Here is a 15,350-nt window from a genome sequence, read left to right as displayed (position 1 = left end):
CTCAGCCCTCCGTTCCGGCCTCAGCCGCGGGGGCCTCGGCGCTGTTCTCAGTGGTACGGGCCGAGTCGTTCCGGCGGGCTCCGCCTTCCTGACCGCGGCCACGGCCGCCACGACCGCGTCCACGACCACGCGGGCCGCGGGCAGCAGGAGCCTTCGCCTGCTCGGCGGCAAGCTCCTTGTCGGTCATGTCGCCCTTGTAGATCCACACCTTGACGCCGATGCGTCCGAAGGTGGTGTGCGCCTCGTGGAATCCGTAGTCGATGTTCGCGCGCAGGGTGTGCAGGGGCACACGGCCTTCGCGGTAGAACTCCGACCGGCTCATCTCGGCGCCGCCGAGACGACCCGAGCACTGCACGCGGATGCCCTTGGCACCGGCGCGCTGCGCCGACTGGATCGCCTTGCGCATCGCACGGCGGAACGCCACACGGCTCGCGAGCTGCTCGGCAACACCCTGAGCGACGAGCTGAGCGTCGATTTCGGGGTTCTTCACCTCGAGGATGTTGAGCTGGATCTGCTTGCCGGTGAGCTTCTCGAGCTGACCGCGGATGCGGTCGGCTTCGGCGCCGCGACGTCCGATGACGATGCCCGGACGGGCGGTGTGGATGTCGACGCGGACACGGTCACGGGTGCGCTCGATGTTGACCTTCGAGATGCCGGCCCGCTCGAGGCCCTTGGTCATCATCTGACGGATCTTGACGTCTTCGAGCACGTAGTCGCTGTAGCGCTGCCCCGGCTTGGTCGAGTCAGCGAACCACTTCGACTTGTGGTCCGTGGTGATTCCGAGTCGGAATCCGTTCGGATTGATCTTCTGGCCCATTAGCGGTTCCCCTTCCGGCTCTTGCGCTGAGGCAGGTCATCGCCGCTGGCCAGGACCACGGTGACGTGGCTGGTGCGCTTCTCGATGCGGAACGCACGTCCCTGAGCACGCGGGCGGAACCGCTTCATGGTCGGTCCTTCGTCCACGAACGCCTCCGAGATGACCAGGTCGTTCTCGTCGAACGCAAGGCCCTCCTCGTCGGCCTTGACACGCGCATTGGCGATGCCCGAGGCGACGAGCTTGTAGATCGGATCGGATGCGGACTGTTCTGCAAACTTCAACACTGCAAGTGCTTCGGTCGCCTGCTGACCACGAATGAGGTCGATGACGCGCCGAGCCTTGCGAGGCGTGACGCGCAGGTAACGCGCCTTAGCCTTGGCTTCCATCGCTTCCTTCTCTCTTGTCTAAGATCGAGAGTCCCCCGCCTCAGCGGCGGCGACCCTTGCGATCGTCCTTTTCGTGGCCACGGAACGTCCGTGTGGGTGCGAACTCGCCGAGCTTGTGCCCGACCATCGCTTCAGTGATGAAGACCGGCACGTGCTTGCGTCCGTCGTGAACGGCGATGGTGTGTCCCAGGAAGTCCGGGATGATCATCGAGCGACGCGACCATGTCTTGATTACGTTCTTGGTGCCCTTTTCGTTCTGACGAGCGACCTTCTGGTACAGGTGCTCATCGACGAAAGGACCCTTCTTGAGGCTACGAGGCATAAGTCAGTACTCCAATCAGCGCTTCTTGCCGGTCCGGCGACGGCGCACGATGTACTTGTCGCTCTCTTTCTTCGGCCGGCGAGTGCGGCCTTCTGGCTGACCCCAAGGGCTGACCGGGTGACGACCACCGGAGGTCTTGCCCTCGCCACCGCCGTGCGGGTGGTCGACCGGGTTCATCACAACACCGCGGACGGTCGGGCGCTTGCCCTTCCAGCGCATGCGGCCTGCCTTGCCCCAGTTGATGTTCGACTGCTCGGCGTTGCCGACCTCGCCGACCGTGGCACGGCAGCGGGCGTCCACGTTGCGGATCTCGCCCGAAGGCATCCGCAGCTGAGCGAAACGGCCGTACTTCGCGACGAGCTGCACGGACGAACCGGCAGAGCGGGCGATCTTCGCGCCGCCACCGGGGCGGAGCTCGACGGCGTGGACGACGGTGCCGACCGGGATGTTGCGCAGGGCGAGGTTGTTGCCCGGCTTGATGTCGGCGCCCGGTCCCGCTTCCACCTGTGCGCCCTGCTTGAGGTTGTGCGGGGCGATGATGTAGCGCTTCTCACCGTCTGCGTAGTGCAGGAGGGCGATGCGCGCGGTGCGGTTCGGGTCGTATTCGATGTGTGCGACCTTGGCGGGCACGCCGTCCTTGTCATGGCGACGGAAGTCGATGACACGGTACTGGCGCTTGTGTCCGCCGCCCTGATGGCGGGTGGTCACGCGTCCCTGGTTGTTGCGGCCGCCGCGCTTGGGCAGCGGGCGCAGAAGCGACTTCTCCGGCGTCGACCGGGTCACTTCGACGAAGTCGGCGACCGAAGAGCCACGGCGGCCCGGGGTCGTCGGCTTGTGCTTGCGGATTCCCATGAGTCTTGTCCTTCTCTGGCGAAGGATCGCTTAGAGCGATCCACCGAAGATGTCGATCGATCCGTCCTTGAGGGCGACGATGGCACGCTTGGTGTCCTTGCGCTTCCCCCAGCCGGTGCGGGTGCGACGGCGCTTGCCCTGACGGTTCAGGGTGTTCACCTTGGCGACCTGCACATCGAAGATCGATTCAATGGCGTTCTTGATCTCGGTCTTGTTCGAGCGCTGATCGACGATGAAGGTGTACTTGCCTTCGTCCATCAGGCTGTAGGTCTTTTCCGAGACGACCGGCGCGATGATGATGTCGCGCGGATCCTTGAAGTTGAGACTCATGATGCGTCCTCCGATTTGCGGTTTCCGCCCAGGAACGCGGCAAGAGCTGCCTCGGTGAACACGATGTCATCGGCGATCAGCACATCGTAGGTGTTGAGCTGATCGGAGGTGAGCACGTGGACGTGGGGCAGGTTGCGCACGCTGAGGTAGGTGACCTCGTCGTCGCGGTCGAGCACCACGAGGGTGTTCTTCCGGTCGGAGAGGCCGGCGAGCGCGAGCTTCGCCTGCTTGGTCGACGGGGCGTCGCCGGTGATGAGGTTCTTCACGACGAAGACCTGATCGAGGCGTGCGCGGTCGGAGAGGGCACCGCGCAGGGCGGCGGCCTTCATCTTCTTCGGCGTCCGCTGCGAGTAGTCGCGCGGCACCGGACCGTGCACGATTCCACCGCCGTTGTACTGGGGAGCGCGGATCGAACCCTGACGGGCGTTGCCGGTTCCCTTCTGACGGTAGGGCTTGCGACCGCCGCCGCGAACTTCGGAGCGGGTCTTGGTCTTGTGCGTGCCCTGACGGGCAGCAGCGAGCTGCGCGACGACGACCTGGTGGATGAGCGGCACGTTCGTCTGCACGCCGAAGACCTCGGCAGGCAGGTCGACCGAGCCGGTCTTCGCACCGGTGGCATCGACGACGTCGACTGTCTTGACATCAGACATATCGTTCAGGCCTCCTTCGCGGCCGAGCGAACGAGAACGACGGCGCCCTTGGGGCCGGGAACGGCGCCCTTGATGAGCAGGAAGTTGTTCTCGAGGTCCACGGCGTGGATCGTGAGGTTCTGGGTGGTGTGCTTGACGGCACCCATGCGGCCGGCCATGCGCATGCCCTTGAACACGCGACCCGGCGTAGCCGCTCCACCGATCGAACCGGGCTTGCGGTGGTTGCGGTGAGCACCGTGCGAGGCGCCGACACCGGCGAAGCCGTGGCGCTTCATGACACCGGCGGTGCCCTTGCCCTTGGTCTTCGCGGTGACGTCGACCTTGACTCCGGCCTCGAACGTGTCGACGCCGAGCTCCTGGCCGAGCGAGTACTCGCCGGCGTCAGCGGTGCGCAGCTCGACGAGGTGGCGACGCGGGGTCACGCCGGCCTTCTCGAAGTGACCTGCGGTCGGCTTGTTGACCTTGCGCGGGTCGATCTCGCCGAATGCGATCTGCACGGCGGGGTAACCATCGGTCTCCTCGTCGCGGATCTGGGTGACAACGTTGTTTCCGGTGGCCACAACGGTCACCGGCACGAGCTTGTTCTGCTCATCCCACACCTGGGTCATGCCCAGCTTGGTACCCAGAAGGCCCTTGACCTTGCGGGTGGTCGGGAGAGCTGAGGAACGAGTGTTCGCCATTTTTCCCTCCCTTAGAGCTTGATCTCGATGTTGACGTCGTCAGCGAGGTCGAGACGCATGAGCGAATCGACGGCCTTCGGCGTCGGATCGACGATGTCGATCAGACGCTTGTGCGTGCGCATCTCGAAGTGCTCACGGCTGTCCTTGTACTTGTGCGGCGAACGGATGACGCAGTACACGTTCTTCTCCGTCGGCAACGGCACGGGGCCCACAACAGTCGCACCAGCGCGAGTGACGGTGTCCACGATCTTGCGTGCAGCACTGTCGATCACAGCGTGGTCGTACGACTTGAGCCGGATGCGGATCTTCTGTCCCGCCATGGCGTCGTCTCTTTCTTCAGTTCCTTCCGGCCATCAACCATCACCCGAGAATGCTCGGGCGTGGTCTGTGCCGGCTGACTATGACCGGCCCCCACGGTCGGGCGTGTCGGCTGTTCCTAGCGGAGAAATCCTTCGATTTCCTCGCGCGGTCCGACGGCGCTTCTACTCATTGGCTGCTCGGTCCGAACCCGCAGTGAAGCAGATTCATCGATCCGATAGTGTTCCGGGCTGTTCGCGGCCGAAGGCCGCAGTGCAGGGGTCAACACCCGAAACGCAACCTGACCATCTTGTCACAGTCCCGGTGTCCCGCGCAATTCCGGGCTTCTCGCTTGTGAGAGAAGTCTCAGCGAACCACTCCGGCTCCCCGCCGCCGACCCCTCACGAGTGAGAAGGGTCTCAGCCCCGAACTTCCTCCGTCCCGAAGAGCGCAGCTCGCACCCGACTGACTCACCAGTCCGCGAAGTCTCCGTCGGGGTTCTTTCGGCCCGAAGTCGCGTCTGTGGTCGCAGAACCGTGGACTCGCAAGCTCACCGTCCCGTTAGTGGTCGAAGAACCGAGGACTCACAAGCTCACCGTCCCGTTAGTGGTCGAAGAACCGAGGACTCACAAGCTCACCGTCCCGTGAGTGGTCGCAAAACCGAGGTAAATACGCCGAAATCGCCGATTCTCCTCGGTTTAACGACCACAAACGGGGTGGTTCGGCGGCTGCCCCTGCTCGAGGCGCTCGTCTTCCACCCGTCATGTCCGCCCCGCCGAGGTGGTCGTCCTCCACCGCACGAGCCGCCCCGCCGAGGCGGCCTCGACCTCTAACCGCAGCGATGACGACGCTTCTCAGGGCGGCAACAGCGCGTTAGTGGTCGAAGAACCGTGGACCCGCAAGCTCACCGTCCCGTTAGTGGTCGCAGAACCGTGGAAAATGCGCCCAGATCGCCGATTCGCCTCGGTTTATCGACCACACACGGGTTGGTTCGGCGGCTGCACCTGCCCGAGGCCGTCGTCCTTGACCCGCAAGTGCCGCCCCGCCGAGGCGGCCTTCCCTCACGCAACCGGAGTCGTTCTCATGCTTCGACGGCGGTGGTGAACTGAGTGGGGCTATGCCTCGGTGGCGGACTGAGTCTGACCGTTCTGCTGGACCTCGCCGTCGGCCCGGACCCCGCCGTTGCGCTGCGCCTGCCCGTTCCCGTTCTGCTGGGCCTTGGCACGGTCGAGCGCGCGCTTCCGGGCGGCCTCCGATTCGGCTGCCAGACGCTTCGCGTTCTCCGGGTCGCGGGTGAGGTTCTCCCCCGTCTCGGGGTCGAAGACCATGACCTTGGCCGGGTCGAACCAGAGGTCGACGGTGTCACCCTCCTGGACATTCGTCGCCGGATCGAGGACGGCGACGACCTGAGTGCGCGCGCCTTCGCCGTCGAGGTCCCGGTCGAGCTCTTCGAGGGCCTCGCGCACGGCGGGCGCCGCCTCGAAGGGCAGGTAGGCGTAGACCTCGTTGCCCAGCCATTCGGTGACGTCGACCTCGGCGCTGAGCAGGGCGCCGCGTCCGCGGCGCTCCTCGTCGATCGTCGCCGCATCGTGGAAGTCCTCGGGTCGGATGCCGGCGACGAGGTACTGGGGTGCGTCGCGCAGCTTCTCCCACTCGCCCTCGGGCAGGGTGAAGACGCCGAAGGGCGAGCGCAGCTCACCGTCGACGTTCTCCACCGGCAGGAAGTTCATCGGCGGGGAGCCGATGAAGCCGGCGACGAAGAGGTTGACCGGCTCGTCGTAGAGCTCCTGCGGACTGGCGTACTGCTGGAGGACGCCCTTCTTGAGCACGGCGACCTTGTCCCCGAGCGTCATCGCCTCGGTCTGGTCGTGGGTGACGTAGACGGTCGTCACCGCGAGGTTGCGCTGCATCCGCGCGATCTCCGTGCGCATCTGGATCCGCAGCTTCGCATCGAGGTTCGACAGCGGCTCGTCGAAGAGGAAGGCCTTCGCATCGCGGACGATCGCCCGCCCCATCGCCACGCGCTGACGCTGACCGCCGGAGAGGTTTGCAGGCTTGCGGTCGAGGTGGTCGCCGAGTTCGAGGAGCTTCGCCGCCCGCGACACCCGCTCGTCGATCTCCTGCCTGCTGTACTGGCCCTTGGCGAGGATGAGCGGGAACGCGATGTTCTCGGCCACGGTGAGGTGCGGATAGAGGGCGTAGTTCTGGAACACCATCGCCAGGTCCCGCTCCCGGGGTGCGGAGTCGTTGACCCGTTCGGAGTCGATGCGGAGGTCCCCCTCGGTGATGTCCTCGAGGCCGACGATCATCCGCAGAAGCGTCGACTTGCCCGAACCGGAGGGCCCGACAAGGATGACGAACTCGCCCTCGGCGATGTCGAGGCTGACGTCGTTGATCGCCGGGAATCCGTCGCCGTAGCGCTTGACGATGTTGCGCAGTTCGATCACTGACATGGTCGTGTGCTCCGTATCTGTGCGGTCACGATCCGCGGGTCCGCAGAGTGCTGCTCTGCGCTCCCGCGACCGGTGGCTGTGGCTGCTGGGCTGATCATCCCTTCACCGCTCCCGAGGTCAGGCCGGAGACGATCTGGCGCTGGAAGAGGAGGACGATGATGATGATCGGAATGGTGACGATGATGGCGGCCGCGGAGATCGCCCCCGCCGGCTCTTCGAACTGGCTGGCTCCGGTGAAGAACGAGAGTGCCGCCGGCACCGGGCGCGCCGCCGAGGTGGAGGTCAGGGAGATGCCGTAGACGAAGTCGTTCCAGGCGATGAAGAAGGCGATGATCGCGGTGGTGAACACGCCGGGCGCGGCCAAGGGCACGATGACCTTGCGGAACGCCTGGAAGCTCGTCGCCCCGTCGACCTGTGCCGCCTGCTCGAGCTCCCACGGGATCTGCCGGAAGAACGCCGCAAGCGTCCAGATCGAGATCGGAAGGGTGAGCGAGAGGTAGGGGATGATCAGGCCCGCCCACGTGTCGTAGAGCCCGATCGCCGACCAGATCCGGAACAGCGGGGTGACGAGGGAGATGACGGGGAAGATCGAGACCGCGAGCGCCATGGTGAGGATGAACTTCTTGCCGGGGAAGTCGAGCCGGGCAACCGCGTATGCCGTCAGGGTGGCGAGCACCACGGCGATGACGGTGGCGATGAGGCAGATGCCGATCGAATTCACGAGCGCCGGGAGGAAGAGGTCCTTGGCCGCACCCGTGAAGATGAGCTCGTAGTTCGACCAGTCGATCGCCGTGGGCCAGAACCGCTTGTTCGCGATGTCCCCGGGCGACTTGAGCGACAGGGAGACGATCCACAGCACCGGGAACAGTGCGTAGACGGCGACGATGAGGCTGATGACGATCCACCAGACTGTGTGCTTGCGACCCGACATCGTCACTCTCCCCTCGCCTGGGCCAAGTCGACCTTGAAGACCTTGATGAAGATGAAGCAGATGAGGGCGACGCTGAGGAAGAGGAGGACCGAGAGCGCCGAACCCATTCCCAGCTGGAGCTGGCCGATCGACTGGTTGTACGTGAGGAAGGAGACCGTCGCCGTGTTCTGGGCGCCGGCGGTCATGACGAAGACCGAGTCGAAGACGCGGAAGGCGTCGAGGGTGCGGAAGAGGAGGGCGACCATGATCGCAGCCTTCATGTTCGGGATGATCACCTTCGACATCCGCTGCCACCAGGAGGCGCCGTCGACGGTCGCCGCCTCGAGCATGTCGCCGGGGATCTGCGCGAGGCCGGAGAGCAGGAGGAGCGAGATGAACGGCGTCGTCTTCCAGATCTCGGCCGCGCAGATGACGAGGAACGCCGACCAGAAGTCGCCGAACCAGTCGAACTCGGGCATCGAGAGCCACGTCCCGACGAAGCCTGTGCCGAGGTCGAAGGCGTACTTCCACGAGAAGGCGGCGACGACGGTGATGATGCCGTAGGGAATGAGGATCGCGGTGCGCACCCACGGGCGCACTGCTTTGAGTGCATTTAGCATGACGAGGGCGAGTGCGAACCCGAGGACGAGTTCGACGGCGACCGTGACCACGGTGAGCAGCAGAGTCACCCCGACCGTCTGCCACCACAGCGGATCGGTGAGGATGACGATGTAGTTCTGCCCCCAGTTGACGAAGCGGTTGTCCGGGTCCGTCATCCGGTAGTTGAAGAACGAGAAGTAGACGGCCTGGAGGATGGGATAACCGGTGACGGCGAGGAGGATGATGACCGCGGGGGCCGAGAGCATCCAGCCCAGCCGCGTCTCCCCTCGCTGCCGGTTCGACACACGTGCCTTCACAGCAGCCTCTCCCCTCGGAGGATCTCGAGGATGAACTCCTGAGATCGTGCCGGCGTCGACTCGGGGTCGACGCTGCCCGGCGGATGCCAGGACTTCTGGATGCCGCCTGTCACCTCGTTGTAGTACGGGGTGAGCGGGCGGGCTGCCGAGATCTTCAACGACTCGGCGACGGTGTCGGCGACGGGGAACTCCTTCTGGACCTCAGGGTCGTCGAAGGCGGCGAGGTTCGAGGGAGCATTGCCGTCGGTGAGGAAGTACTCCGCCTGCTTCTCCGGCTGCCTGATGCACGCGACGGCCTCGTAGGCGAGGTCGGGGTTCTCGGAGAACGCGCCGACGCCGAGGTTGATCCCACCCAACGGCGGTCGCGCCTCCTGGGATTCGTCGACCCGGGGGTAGATCGTCCAGCCGATGTCGTCGAGCACCGCCTGGTCGAGGCTTCCCTCGTCGACGGCGGCCTTCGTCGCCGGGTAGATGAAGGGCCAGTTGACCATGAACCCGCCGTCGTCGGACTGGAACTCGAGCATCGAGGCATTCTCGTCGAGGTTGGACAGCTGAGGTCCGCCGACACCGGTGGAGCCGATCTTGGACATGATCTCCGCGGCGCTCCTGCCCGCCTCGGAGTCGATGCCGAGCTTGACCTCGTCGGCGCCGTCGGAGTCGGGGTTCGTCACGATCGATCCGCCGGCGGATTCGATCATCGCATTGATCCACACGGTCAGGGACTCGGCCCGAATGCCCTGGACGCCGACGCGCTTGTCCTGCTCCGCGGCGGCGTCGATGATCTGGTCCCAGGTGACCGGCTGGGACATGTCGAGGCCCGCCGCCTCGGCGACGGACTTCCGATACCACAGCAGCTGCGTGTTCGCCCAGAACGGGGTCGCGACGAGTTCGTCCTGGCGAGTCGAGGACTCGACGGAGGACGGGATGACGCCTTCGGTGAACTCGTTCACGTACTTCTCGGGAACCGGGGTGAGGTAGTCGGCGTTGGCCATCTCGGCGACGTAGACCGGGTCGAGGCTCATGATGTCGATCGAGGAGTCCTGCGAGGCGAGGCGGCGGATGAGCTGCTCTCGCTGGCTGGGTGCGTCGTTGGGCAGCAGGCTCGTCGAGATCCGGTACTTCCCGTCCGCCTCCGCGGTGCACTGTTCGGCGATCTTCGCCTGACCCCCGTTGTCGGGGTTGATGTACCACGTCAGCGTCGGTGTCGATGTTCCGCTCGCACAGCCGGTGATCCCGACGAGTCCGAGCAGGGCGAACGCGGCCAGGCCCGTTCGCCAGGGCCGGAGCTTCCTTGCCGTATGCCTCATTGCCTACCTGCCAGTCTGCGACGTTGCCGGTGGCACTGCCACCTGGATCACACATTACCTCAAGTCGGCACTCATGCCAGTGGCACCCACACTGCGCTCTCGCCCGACAGCGTCCCCTCGTCCCATGCGGCAGGTCCGCTTGCGGCCAGGGTCGGCCGCCCGACCGCCTCGGGCAGGGCGATCGGCACCTCCGAGAGGTTCGCGGCCACGAGCACCGCGGCGGTCTCCGTCGTCACGGTGAAGGCGAGGAGTCCCCGCCGCGGATCGTGGAGGGGGTGCCACGCGAACGCTCCCCGACCCATCCCGAGCTCCCGGCGGGTCCGGAGCAGTCCCCGGTAGAGGTGGAGCTGGGACTCGGGGTCGTCGTTCTGGATGTCATGGGCGAGGACGGAGTGGCCCTTGGGCTGGGGAAGCCACGTCTCCTCCCCCGCCGGCGTGCCGAAACCCAGATGCGGCGCCGAGGCGGACCACGGGTACGGGGTGCGGGCCCCGTCACGGCCGAGTTCGGCTCCGCGGCTGCGCGCATAGACCGGGTCGCGCCGCGCCGAGGCGGGCAGCTGCGTGTGCTCGGGCAGCCCGAGTTCGTCACCCTGGTAGATGTAGGCCGATCCCGGCAGTCCCAGTTCGATGAGCGCCATCGCCGAGGCGCGACGACGTCCCAGCGTGAGATCCGGCTGCGGGTCGTCGGGTCCGATGCCCCGCTGGTGGGGCGGAGGTTCGGCGACCCCGAAGCGGCTGGGGTGGCGGACGGTGTCGTGGTTCGAGAGCACCCAAGTCGGTGCCGGGCCGACCTCAGCGGCCGCGGCGAAGGTGCCCTCGATCGCACGGGCGAGACCGGGAGCATCCCAGCCGGCCATGAGGAACGTGAAGTTGAAGGCCTGATCCATCTCATCGGCGCGGACGTAGCGGAAGAGACGCTCGAGGGGTTCGACCCACGCCTCGGCGACGAGGATCCTCTCCCCCGGGTACGCGTCGAGGATCCTCCTCCACTCACGGTAGATCTCGTGCACCCCGTCCTGGTCGAAGAACGGCGAGGCGGCCGTCGGTGAGGACGAGGGCACCGGCTCGCCCGAGGCTTCGAGCGCGGGGACATGGTCGGGCAGCCCCTCGGCCTTGACGAGTCCGTGGGCGACGTCGACGCGGAAGCCGTCGACGCCGCGGTCGAGCCAGAAGCGCAGGATATCGGCGAACTCCTCGTGCACGGCCGGGTTCGACCAGTCGAGGTCGGGTTGGGTGGGGTCGAAGATGTGGAGGTACCAGTCGTCGCTGCCGGGCAGGCGGGTCCAGGCGGGACCGCCGAAGACCGAGGTCCAGTTGTTCGGCGGGGCGTCCCCACCCTCTCGGCCGGGGCGGATGACGTAGAGATCGCGGGCGGGGTCCCCCGCCTCGGCGGTCAGGGCCGCTTGGAACCACGGATGCGTCGACGAGGTGTGGTTGGGCACGAGGTCGACGATGACGCGGATGCCTGCGTCGTGGGCGCGGGCGACGAGCTCGTCGAAGTCGTCGAGGCTGCCGAAGAGCGGGTCGACGTCGACGTAGTCGGCGACGTCGTAGCCGGCGTCGTTCTGCGGTGAGGGGTAGAAGGGCGAGAGCCAGATCGCGTCGACCCCGAGGTCGACGATGTGCGAGAGGCGATCGAGGGTGCCCCGCAGATCCCCTACTCCGTCGCCGTCTCCGTCGGCGAACGACCGGGGGTAGATCTGGTAGATGACGGCGTCGTCGGACCACCTCGGCGAGGGCGGGACCGAAGGCTGGGGCCTGCCGCGCTCCTGCGGCCTCGCTGCATCTGTCGTCATGGGTCTCCTCACGGGATCGAAGTCCGACGTCTCCAGCATAGACGCGACAGGGGCCGCAATCCCTGTACGGGATTGCGGCCCCTGAACTGCTTCAGACCGGGGTCCGAAGGCTGAGTTCACTCAGACGAGTCAGATCACTCGATGATCTTGGTGACTCGACCGGCGCCGACGGTGCGTCCACCTTCGCGGATGGCGAAGCGGAGGCCCTCCTCCATGGCGATCGGCTGGATGAGCTCGACCGACATGTCGGTGTTGTCGCCGGGCATGACCATCTCGGTGCCCTCGGGCAGCGTGATGACGCCGGTGACGTCCGTGGTCCGGAAGTAGAACTGCGGACGGTAGTTCGAGTAGAACGGGTTGTGACGGCCGCCCTCGTCCTTGCTCAGGATGTAGACCTGGGCCTCGAACTTGGTGTGCGGGGTGATCGAACCCGGCTTGACGATGACCTGACCGCGCTCGACGTCTTCGCGCTTGGTGCCGCGGAGAAGCAGACCGACGTTCTCACCTGCACGGGCGTCCGGCAGGGTCTTGCGGAACATCTCGATGGCCGTGACCGTGGTCTTCGAGGACTTCGGCTTGATGCCGACGATCTCGATCTCCTCGTTGGGGAGGAGGACGCCGCGCTCGACACGACCGGTGACGACGGTTCCACGACCGGTGATCGTGAAGACGTCCTCGACGGGCATGAGGAACGGCTTGTCGACGTCGCGCTCCGGCTCGGGAACGAAGTCGTCGACCTGGTCCATGAGCTCTTCGACGGTCTTGACCCACTTCTCGTCGCCCTCGAGGGCCTTGAGAGCGGAGACCTGGACGACGGGAGCGTTGTCCCCGTCGAACTCCTGGCTGGAGAGGAGGTCGCGGACCTCGAACTCGACGAGCTCGAGGAGCTCTTCGTCTTCGACCATGTCGGACTTGTTGAGAGCCACGACGATGTAGGGCACACCCACCTGACGCGCGAGCAGGACGTGCTCACGGGTCTGCGGCATCGGACCGTCGGTGGCGGCGACGACGAGGATCGCGCCGTCCATCTGAGCAGCACCGGTGATCATGTTCTTGATGTAGTCGGCGTGACCCGGGGCATCGACGTGAGCGTAGTGACGCTTCTCGGTCTGGTACTCAACGTGCGAGACGTTGATGGTGATGCCGCGCTCCTTCTCCTCAGGTGCGTTGTCCACCTGGTCGAAGGCACGTGCCTCGTTGAGATCGGGGTACTTGTCCGCCAGGACCTTGGTGATCGCAGCGGTCAAGGTGGTCTTTCCGTGGTCAACGTGGCCGATGGTGCCGATGTTGACGTGCGGCTTAGTCCTATCGAAACTAGCCTTTGCCACTGGGTTCCTCCTCGTGGTTGGCAAAAGATATGCGGTTCATATCTTAGACCTTTGTTGGTTATCTTTCATTCCGGTGATGTTGTTCTACATCACCTTGGCGATGAGCCTTAGGAGATCACTCTCCGCCGCGCACCTTCTGGATGATCTCGTCGGCAACAGCCTTCGGGACCTCCGCGTAGCTGGAGAACTGCATCGAGTACACCGCACGGCCCTGGGTCTTCGACCGCAGGTCGCCGATGTAGCCGAACATCTCCGAGAGCGGGACCATCGCGCGGACGACCTTCACGCCGGAAGCGTCGTCCATCGACTGGATCTGGCCACGCCGAGAGTTGAGGTCGCCGATGACGTCACCCATGTATTCCTCAGGGGTGCGCACCTCGACTTCCATGACCGGCTCGAGCAGAACCGGGTTCGCCTTCCGGACGGCCTCCTTGAGGACCATCGAACCGGCGATCTTGAACGCCATCTCCGAGGAGTCGACGTCGTGGTAGGCACCATCGACCAGGGTGGCCTTGATGCCGACCAGCGGGTAGCCGGCGAGGACACCGAGCTGCATGGCGTCCTGGATGCCAGCGTCGACGCTCGGAATGTACTCGCGCGGCACGCGGCCGCCCGTGATGGCATTCTCGAACTCGTAGATCGTGTCGCCGTCGACCTCGAGAGGCTCGAAGGTGACCTGGACCTTCGCGAACTGTCCCGATCCACCCGTCTGCTTCTTGTGGGTGTAGTCGTACTTCTCCACGGCCCGACGGATCGTCTCGCGGTACGCGACCTGCGGCTTGCCGACGTTCGCCTCGACCTTGAACTCGCGACGCATGCGGTCGACGAGGATGTCGAGGTGGAGTTCGCCCATGCCGCGGATGACGGTCTGACCGGTCTCCGCGTCGAGCTCGACCTGGTAGGTCGGGTCTTCCTTGACGAACTTCTGGATGGCAGCCGAGAGCTTCTCCTGGTCGCCCTTCGTCTTGGGCTCGATGGCCACGGAGATGACGGGCTCGGGGAAGGTCATCGACTCGAGCGCGATCGGGTGTGCCGGGTCGCACAGGGTGTCACCGGTGGTGGTGTCCTTGAGGCCGATGAACGCGTAGATGTGACCCGCGATCGCCTCTTCGACCGGGTTCTCCTTGTTGGAGTGCATCTGGAAGAGCTTTCCGACGCGCTCCTTCTTCCCGCTCGTGGCGTTGAGGACCTGCTCACCCGACTTCACCTGTCCCGAGTACACGCGGACGTAGGTCAGCGCACCGAAGAACGGGTGCGTGGCGACCTTGAACGCGAGCGCCGAGAACGGCTCCTTGACGTCGGGCTTGCGGACGATCTCCTCTTCCTCGTTGCTCGGGTTGTGTCCGATCATCGGAGGCACGTCGAGCGGCGAGGGGAGGTAGTCGAGGACCGCGTTGAGCATGGGCTGGACGCCCTTGTTCTTGTACGCGGAACCGCACATGACCGGGAAGGCCTCGGAGTTGATGACGAGAGAGCGGATGCCGGCCTTGATCTCCTCGATGGAGACCTCTTCGCCCTCGAGGTACTTCTCCATGAGCTCCTCAGAGCTCTCGGCGACGTCCTCGACGAGCTGGGCGCGGTATTCCTCGGCCTTGTCCTTGAGATCCGCGGGGATCTCGATCTCGGTCATGTCCTGACCCTTCTTGGACTCGTCAGGCCAGATGTAGGCCTTCATCTCAAGGAGGTCGACGATGCCCTCGAACTCGGACTCGGCGCCGATCGGCAGCTGGATGACGAGCGGCTTCGCACCGAGGCGGTCCTTGATGGTCTGCACGGTGAAGTAGAAGTCCGCACCGAGCTTGTCCATCTTATTGACGAAGCACACGCGCGGAACGTTGTACTTGTCGGCCTGACGCCACACGGTCTCGGACTGCGGCTCAACGCCTTCCTTGCCGTCGAACACGGCGACGGCGCCGTCGAGGACGCGGAGCGAGCGCTCCACCTCGACGGTGAAGTCGACGTGCCCGGGGGTGTCGATGATGTTGATCTGGTAGTCGTGCCAGTAGCAGGTCGTCGCGGCCGACGTGATCGTGATGCCGCGCTCCTGCTCCTGCTCCATCCAGTCCATCGTCGAGGCACCGTCGTGGGTCTCGCCGATCTTGTAGTTCACACCGGTGTAGAACAGGATGCGTTCGGTCGTGGTGGTCTTACCGGCATCGATGTGGGCCATGATGCCGATGTTGCGGACCTTGTTCAGGTCGGTGAGCACGTCAAGTGCCACGGTGTCTCTCTCTCAATCGATGACTTGATCGACTCCCCCGGCCCCCGGTCGGTCCGGAGCGGACCGACCGGGGGCGGGGGCGAC

At 65.4% G+C, this 15,350-nt stretch carries 15 protein-coding genes; all 15 read right to left on the bottom strand.

Annotated features, from left to right (window positions below):
- Position 1 precedes the first annotated feature (1 nt).
- Positions 2 to 817 (bottom strand): 30S ribosomal protein S3, encoded by an 816-nt coding sequence (rpsC, locus tag AC0VYB_RS04965; protein WP_009379198.1) that lies wholly within the window; start codon positions 815 to 817, stop codon positions 2 to 4.
- The gene (rplV, locus tag AC0VYB_RS04960; protein ID WP_009379197.1) at positions 817 to 1,203 is read right to left on the bottom strand and encodes a 50S ribosomal protein L22; all 387 of its coding nucleotides are present in this window, start codon (positions 1,201 to 1,203) and stop codon (positions 817 to 819) included. Before rplV ends, rpsC begins: the two co-directional genes overlap by 1 nt.
- 40 nt (positions 1,204 to 1,243) lie before the next feature.
- The gene (gene rpsS, locus AC0VYB_RS04955) at positions 1,244 to 1,525 is read right to left on the bottom strand and encodes a 30S ribosomal protein S19 (protein ID WP_009379196.1); all 282 of its coding nucleotides are present in this window, start codon (positions 1,523 to 1,525) and stop codon (positions 1,244 to 1,246) included.
- A 15-nt stretch (positions 1,526 to 1,540) separates the two neighbouring features.
- Positions 1,541 to 2,377, bottom strand: coding sequence for a 50S ribosomal protein L2 (gene rplB / locus AC0VYB_RS04950; RefSeq protein WP_009379195.1), 837 nt, complete (start codon positions 2,375 to 2,377; stop codon positions 1,541 to 1,543).
- 30 nt (positions 2,378 to 2,407) lie between these two features.
- Positions 2,408 to 2,707: a 50S ribosomal protein L23 gene (rplW, locus tag AC0VYB_RS04945; RefSeq protein ID WP_009379194.1), complete on the bottom strand. Its 300-nt coding sequence runs from the start codon at positions 2,705 to 2,707 to the stop codon at positions 2,408 to 2,410.
- On the bottom strand, positions 2,704 to 3,357 hold the full coding sequence (gene rplD, locus AC0VYB_RS04940; RefSeq protein WP_111474945.1) for a 50S ribosomal protein L4: 654 nt from the start codon (positions 3,355 to 3,357) through the stop codon (positions 2,704 to 2,706). The genes rplW and rplD overlap by 4 nt, the downstream gene beginning before the upstream one ends.
- Positions 3,358 to 3,362: 5 nt before the next feature.
- Positions 3,363 to 4,037, bottom strand: a complete 675-nt coding sequence (gene rplC, locus AC0VYB_RS04935; RefSeq protein WP_313451387.1) for a 50S ribosomal protein L3 — start codon at positions 4,035 to 4,037, stop codon at positions 3,363 to 3,365.
- An 11-nt stretch (positions 4,038 to 4,048) separates the two neighbouring features.
- Positions 4,049 to 4,357, bottom strand: a complete 309-nt coding sequence (gene rpsJ / locus AC0VYB_RS04930) for a 30S ribosomal protein S10 (RefSeq protein WP_009379191.1) — start codon at positions 4,355 to 4,357, stop codon at positions 4,049 to 4,051.
- 1,092 nt (positions 4,358 to 5,449) lie between these two features.
- Positions 5,450 to 6,787: an ABC transporter ATP-binding protein gene (locus AC0VYB_RS04925; RefSeq protein WP_313451384.1), complete on the bottom strand. Its 1,338-nt coding sequence runs from the start codon at positions 6,785 to 6,787 to the stop codon at positions 5,450 to 5,452.
- Positions 6,788 to 6,881: 94 nt separating this feature from the next.
- Positions 6,882 to 7,718 carry a carbohydrate ABC transporter permease gene (locus AC0VYB_RS04920; RefSeq protein WP_009379189.1) on the bottom strand — a complete coding sequence of 279 codons (837 nt, stop codon included), beginning with the start codon at positions 7,716 to 7,718 and terminating at the stop codon, positions 6,882 to 6,884.
- A gap of 2 nt (positions 7,719 to 7,720) precedes the next feature.
- Positions 7,721 to 8,614, bottom strand: a complete 894-nt coding sequence (locus AC0VYB_RS04915) for a carbohydrate ABC transporter permease (protein WP_375544636.1) — start codon at positions 8,612 to 8,614, stop codon at positions 7,721 to 7,723.
- Positions 8,611 to 9,921 (bottom strand): extracellular solute-binding protein, encoded by a 1,311-nt coding sequence (locus AC0VYB_RS04910; protein WP_009379185.1) that lies wholly within the window; start codon positions 9,919 to 9,921, stop codon positions 8,611 to 8,613. The genes AC0VYB_RS04915 and AC0VYB_RS04910 overlap by 4 nt, the downstream gene beginning before the upstream one ends.
- Positions 9,922 to 9,992: 71 nt before the next feature.
- Positions 9,993 to 11,717: a glycoside hydrolase family 13 protein gene (locus tag AC0VYB_RS04905; RefSeq protein WP_259801613.1), complete on the bottom strand. Its 1,725-nt coding sequence runs from the start codon at positions 11,715 to 11,717 to the stop codon at positions 9,993 to 9,995.
- 134 nt (positions 11,718 to 11,851) lie between these two features.
- Complete coding sequence (tuf, locus tag AC0VYB_RS04900) at positions 11,852 to 13,045, bottom strand: elongation factor Tu (protein WP_009379181.1); 1,194 nt, start codon at positions 13,043 to 13,045, stop codon at positions 11,852 to 11,854.
- 115 nt (positions 13,046 to 13,160) lie between these two features.
- Positions 13,161 to 15,266 carry an elongation factor G gene (gene fusA / locus AC0VYB_RS04895; protein WP_009379179.1) on the bottom strand — a complete coding sequence of 702 codons (2,106 nt, stop codon included), beginning with the start codon at positions 15,264 to 15,266 and terminating at the stop codon, positions 13,161 to 13,163.
- Positions 15,267 to 15,350: the final 84 nt, after the last annotated feature.

The sequence above is a fragment of the Brevibacterium sp. Z349TD_9 genome (assembly GCF_056173565.1).
This window is presented reverse-complemented; position numbering and strand designations above follow the sequence as displayed.

Bases quoted from the DNA above. Each gene is read 5' to 3' on its own strand.
- rpsS (WP_009379196.1), bottom strand. From the start codon at position 1,525: ATGCCTCGTAGCCTCAAGAAGGGTCCTTTCGTCGATGAGCACCTGTAC.
- rplD (WP_111474945.1), bottom strand. From the start codon at position 3,357: ATGTCTGATGTCAAGACAGTCGACGTCGTCGATGCCACCGGTGCGAAG.
- rplW (WP_009379194.1), bottom strand. From the start codon at position 2,707: ATGAGTCTCAACTTCAAGGATCCGCGCGACATCATCATCGCGCCGGTC.
- rpsC (WP_009379198.1), bottom strand. From the start codon at position 817: ATGGGCCAGAAGATCAATCCGAACGGATTCCGACTCGGAATCACCACG.
- AC0VYB_RS04910 (WP_009379185.1), bottom strand. From the start codon at position 9,921: ATGAGGCATACGGCAAGGAAGCTCCGGCCCTGGCGAACGGGCCTGGCC.
- AC0VYB_RS04920 (WP_009379189.1), bottom strand. From the start codon at position 7,718: ATGTCGGGTCGCAAGCACACAGTCTGGTGGATCGTCATCAGCCTCATC.
- rplV (WP_009379197.1), bottom strand. From the start codon at position 1,203: ATGGAAGCCAAGGCTAAGGCGCGTTACCTGCGCGTCACGCCTCGCAAG.
- rpsJ (WP_009379191.1), bottom strand. From the start codon at position 4,357: ATGGCGGGACAGAAGATCCGCATCCGGCTCAAGTCGTACGACCACGCT.
- rplB (WP_009379195.1), bottom strand. From the start codon at position 2,377: ATGGGAATCCGCAAGCACAAGCCGACGACCCCGGGCCGCCGTGGCTCT.
- AC0VYB_RS04905 (WP_259801613.1), bottom strand. From the start codon at position 11,717: ATGACGACAGATGCAGCGAGGCCGCAGGAGCGCGGCAGGCCCCAGCCT.
- rplC (WP_313451387.1), bottom strand. From the start codon at position 4,037: ATGGCGAACACTCGTTCCTCAGCTCTCCCGACCACCCGCAAGGTCAAG.
- AC0VYB_RS04925 (WP_313451384.1), bottom strand. From the start codon at position 6,787: ATGTCAGTGATCGAACTGCGCAACATCGTCAAGCGCTACGGCGACGGA.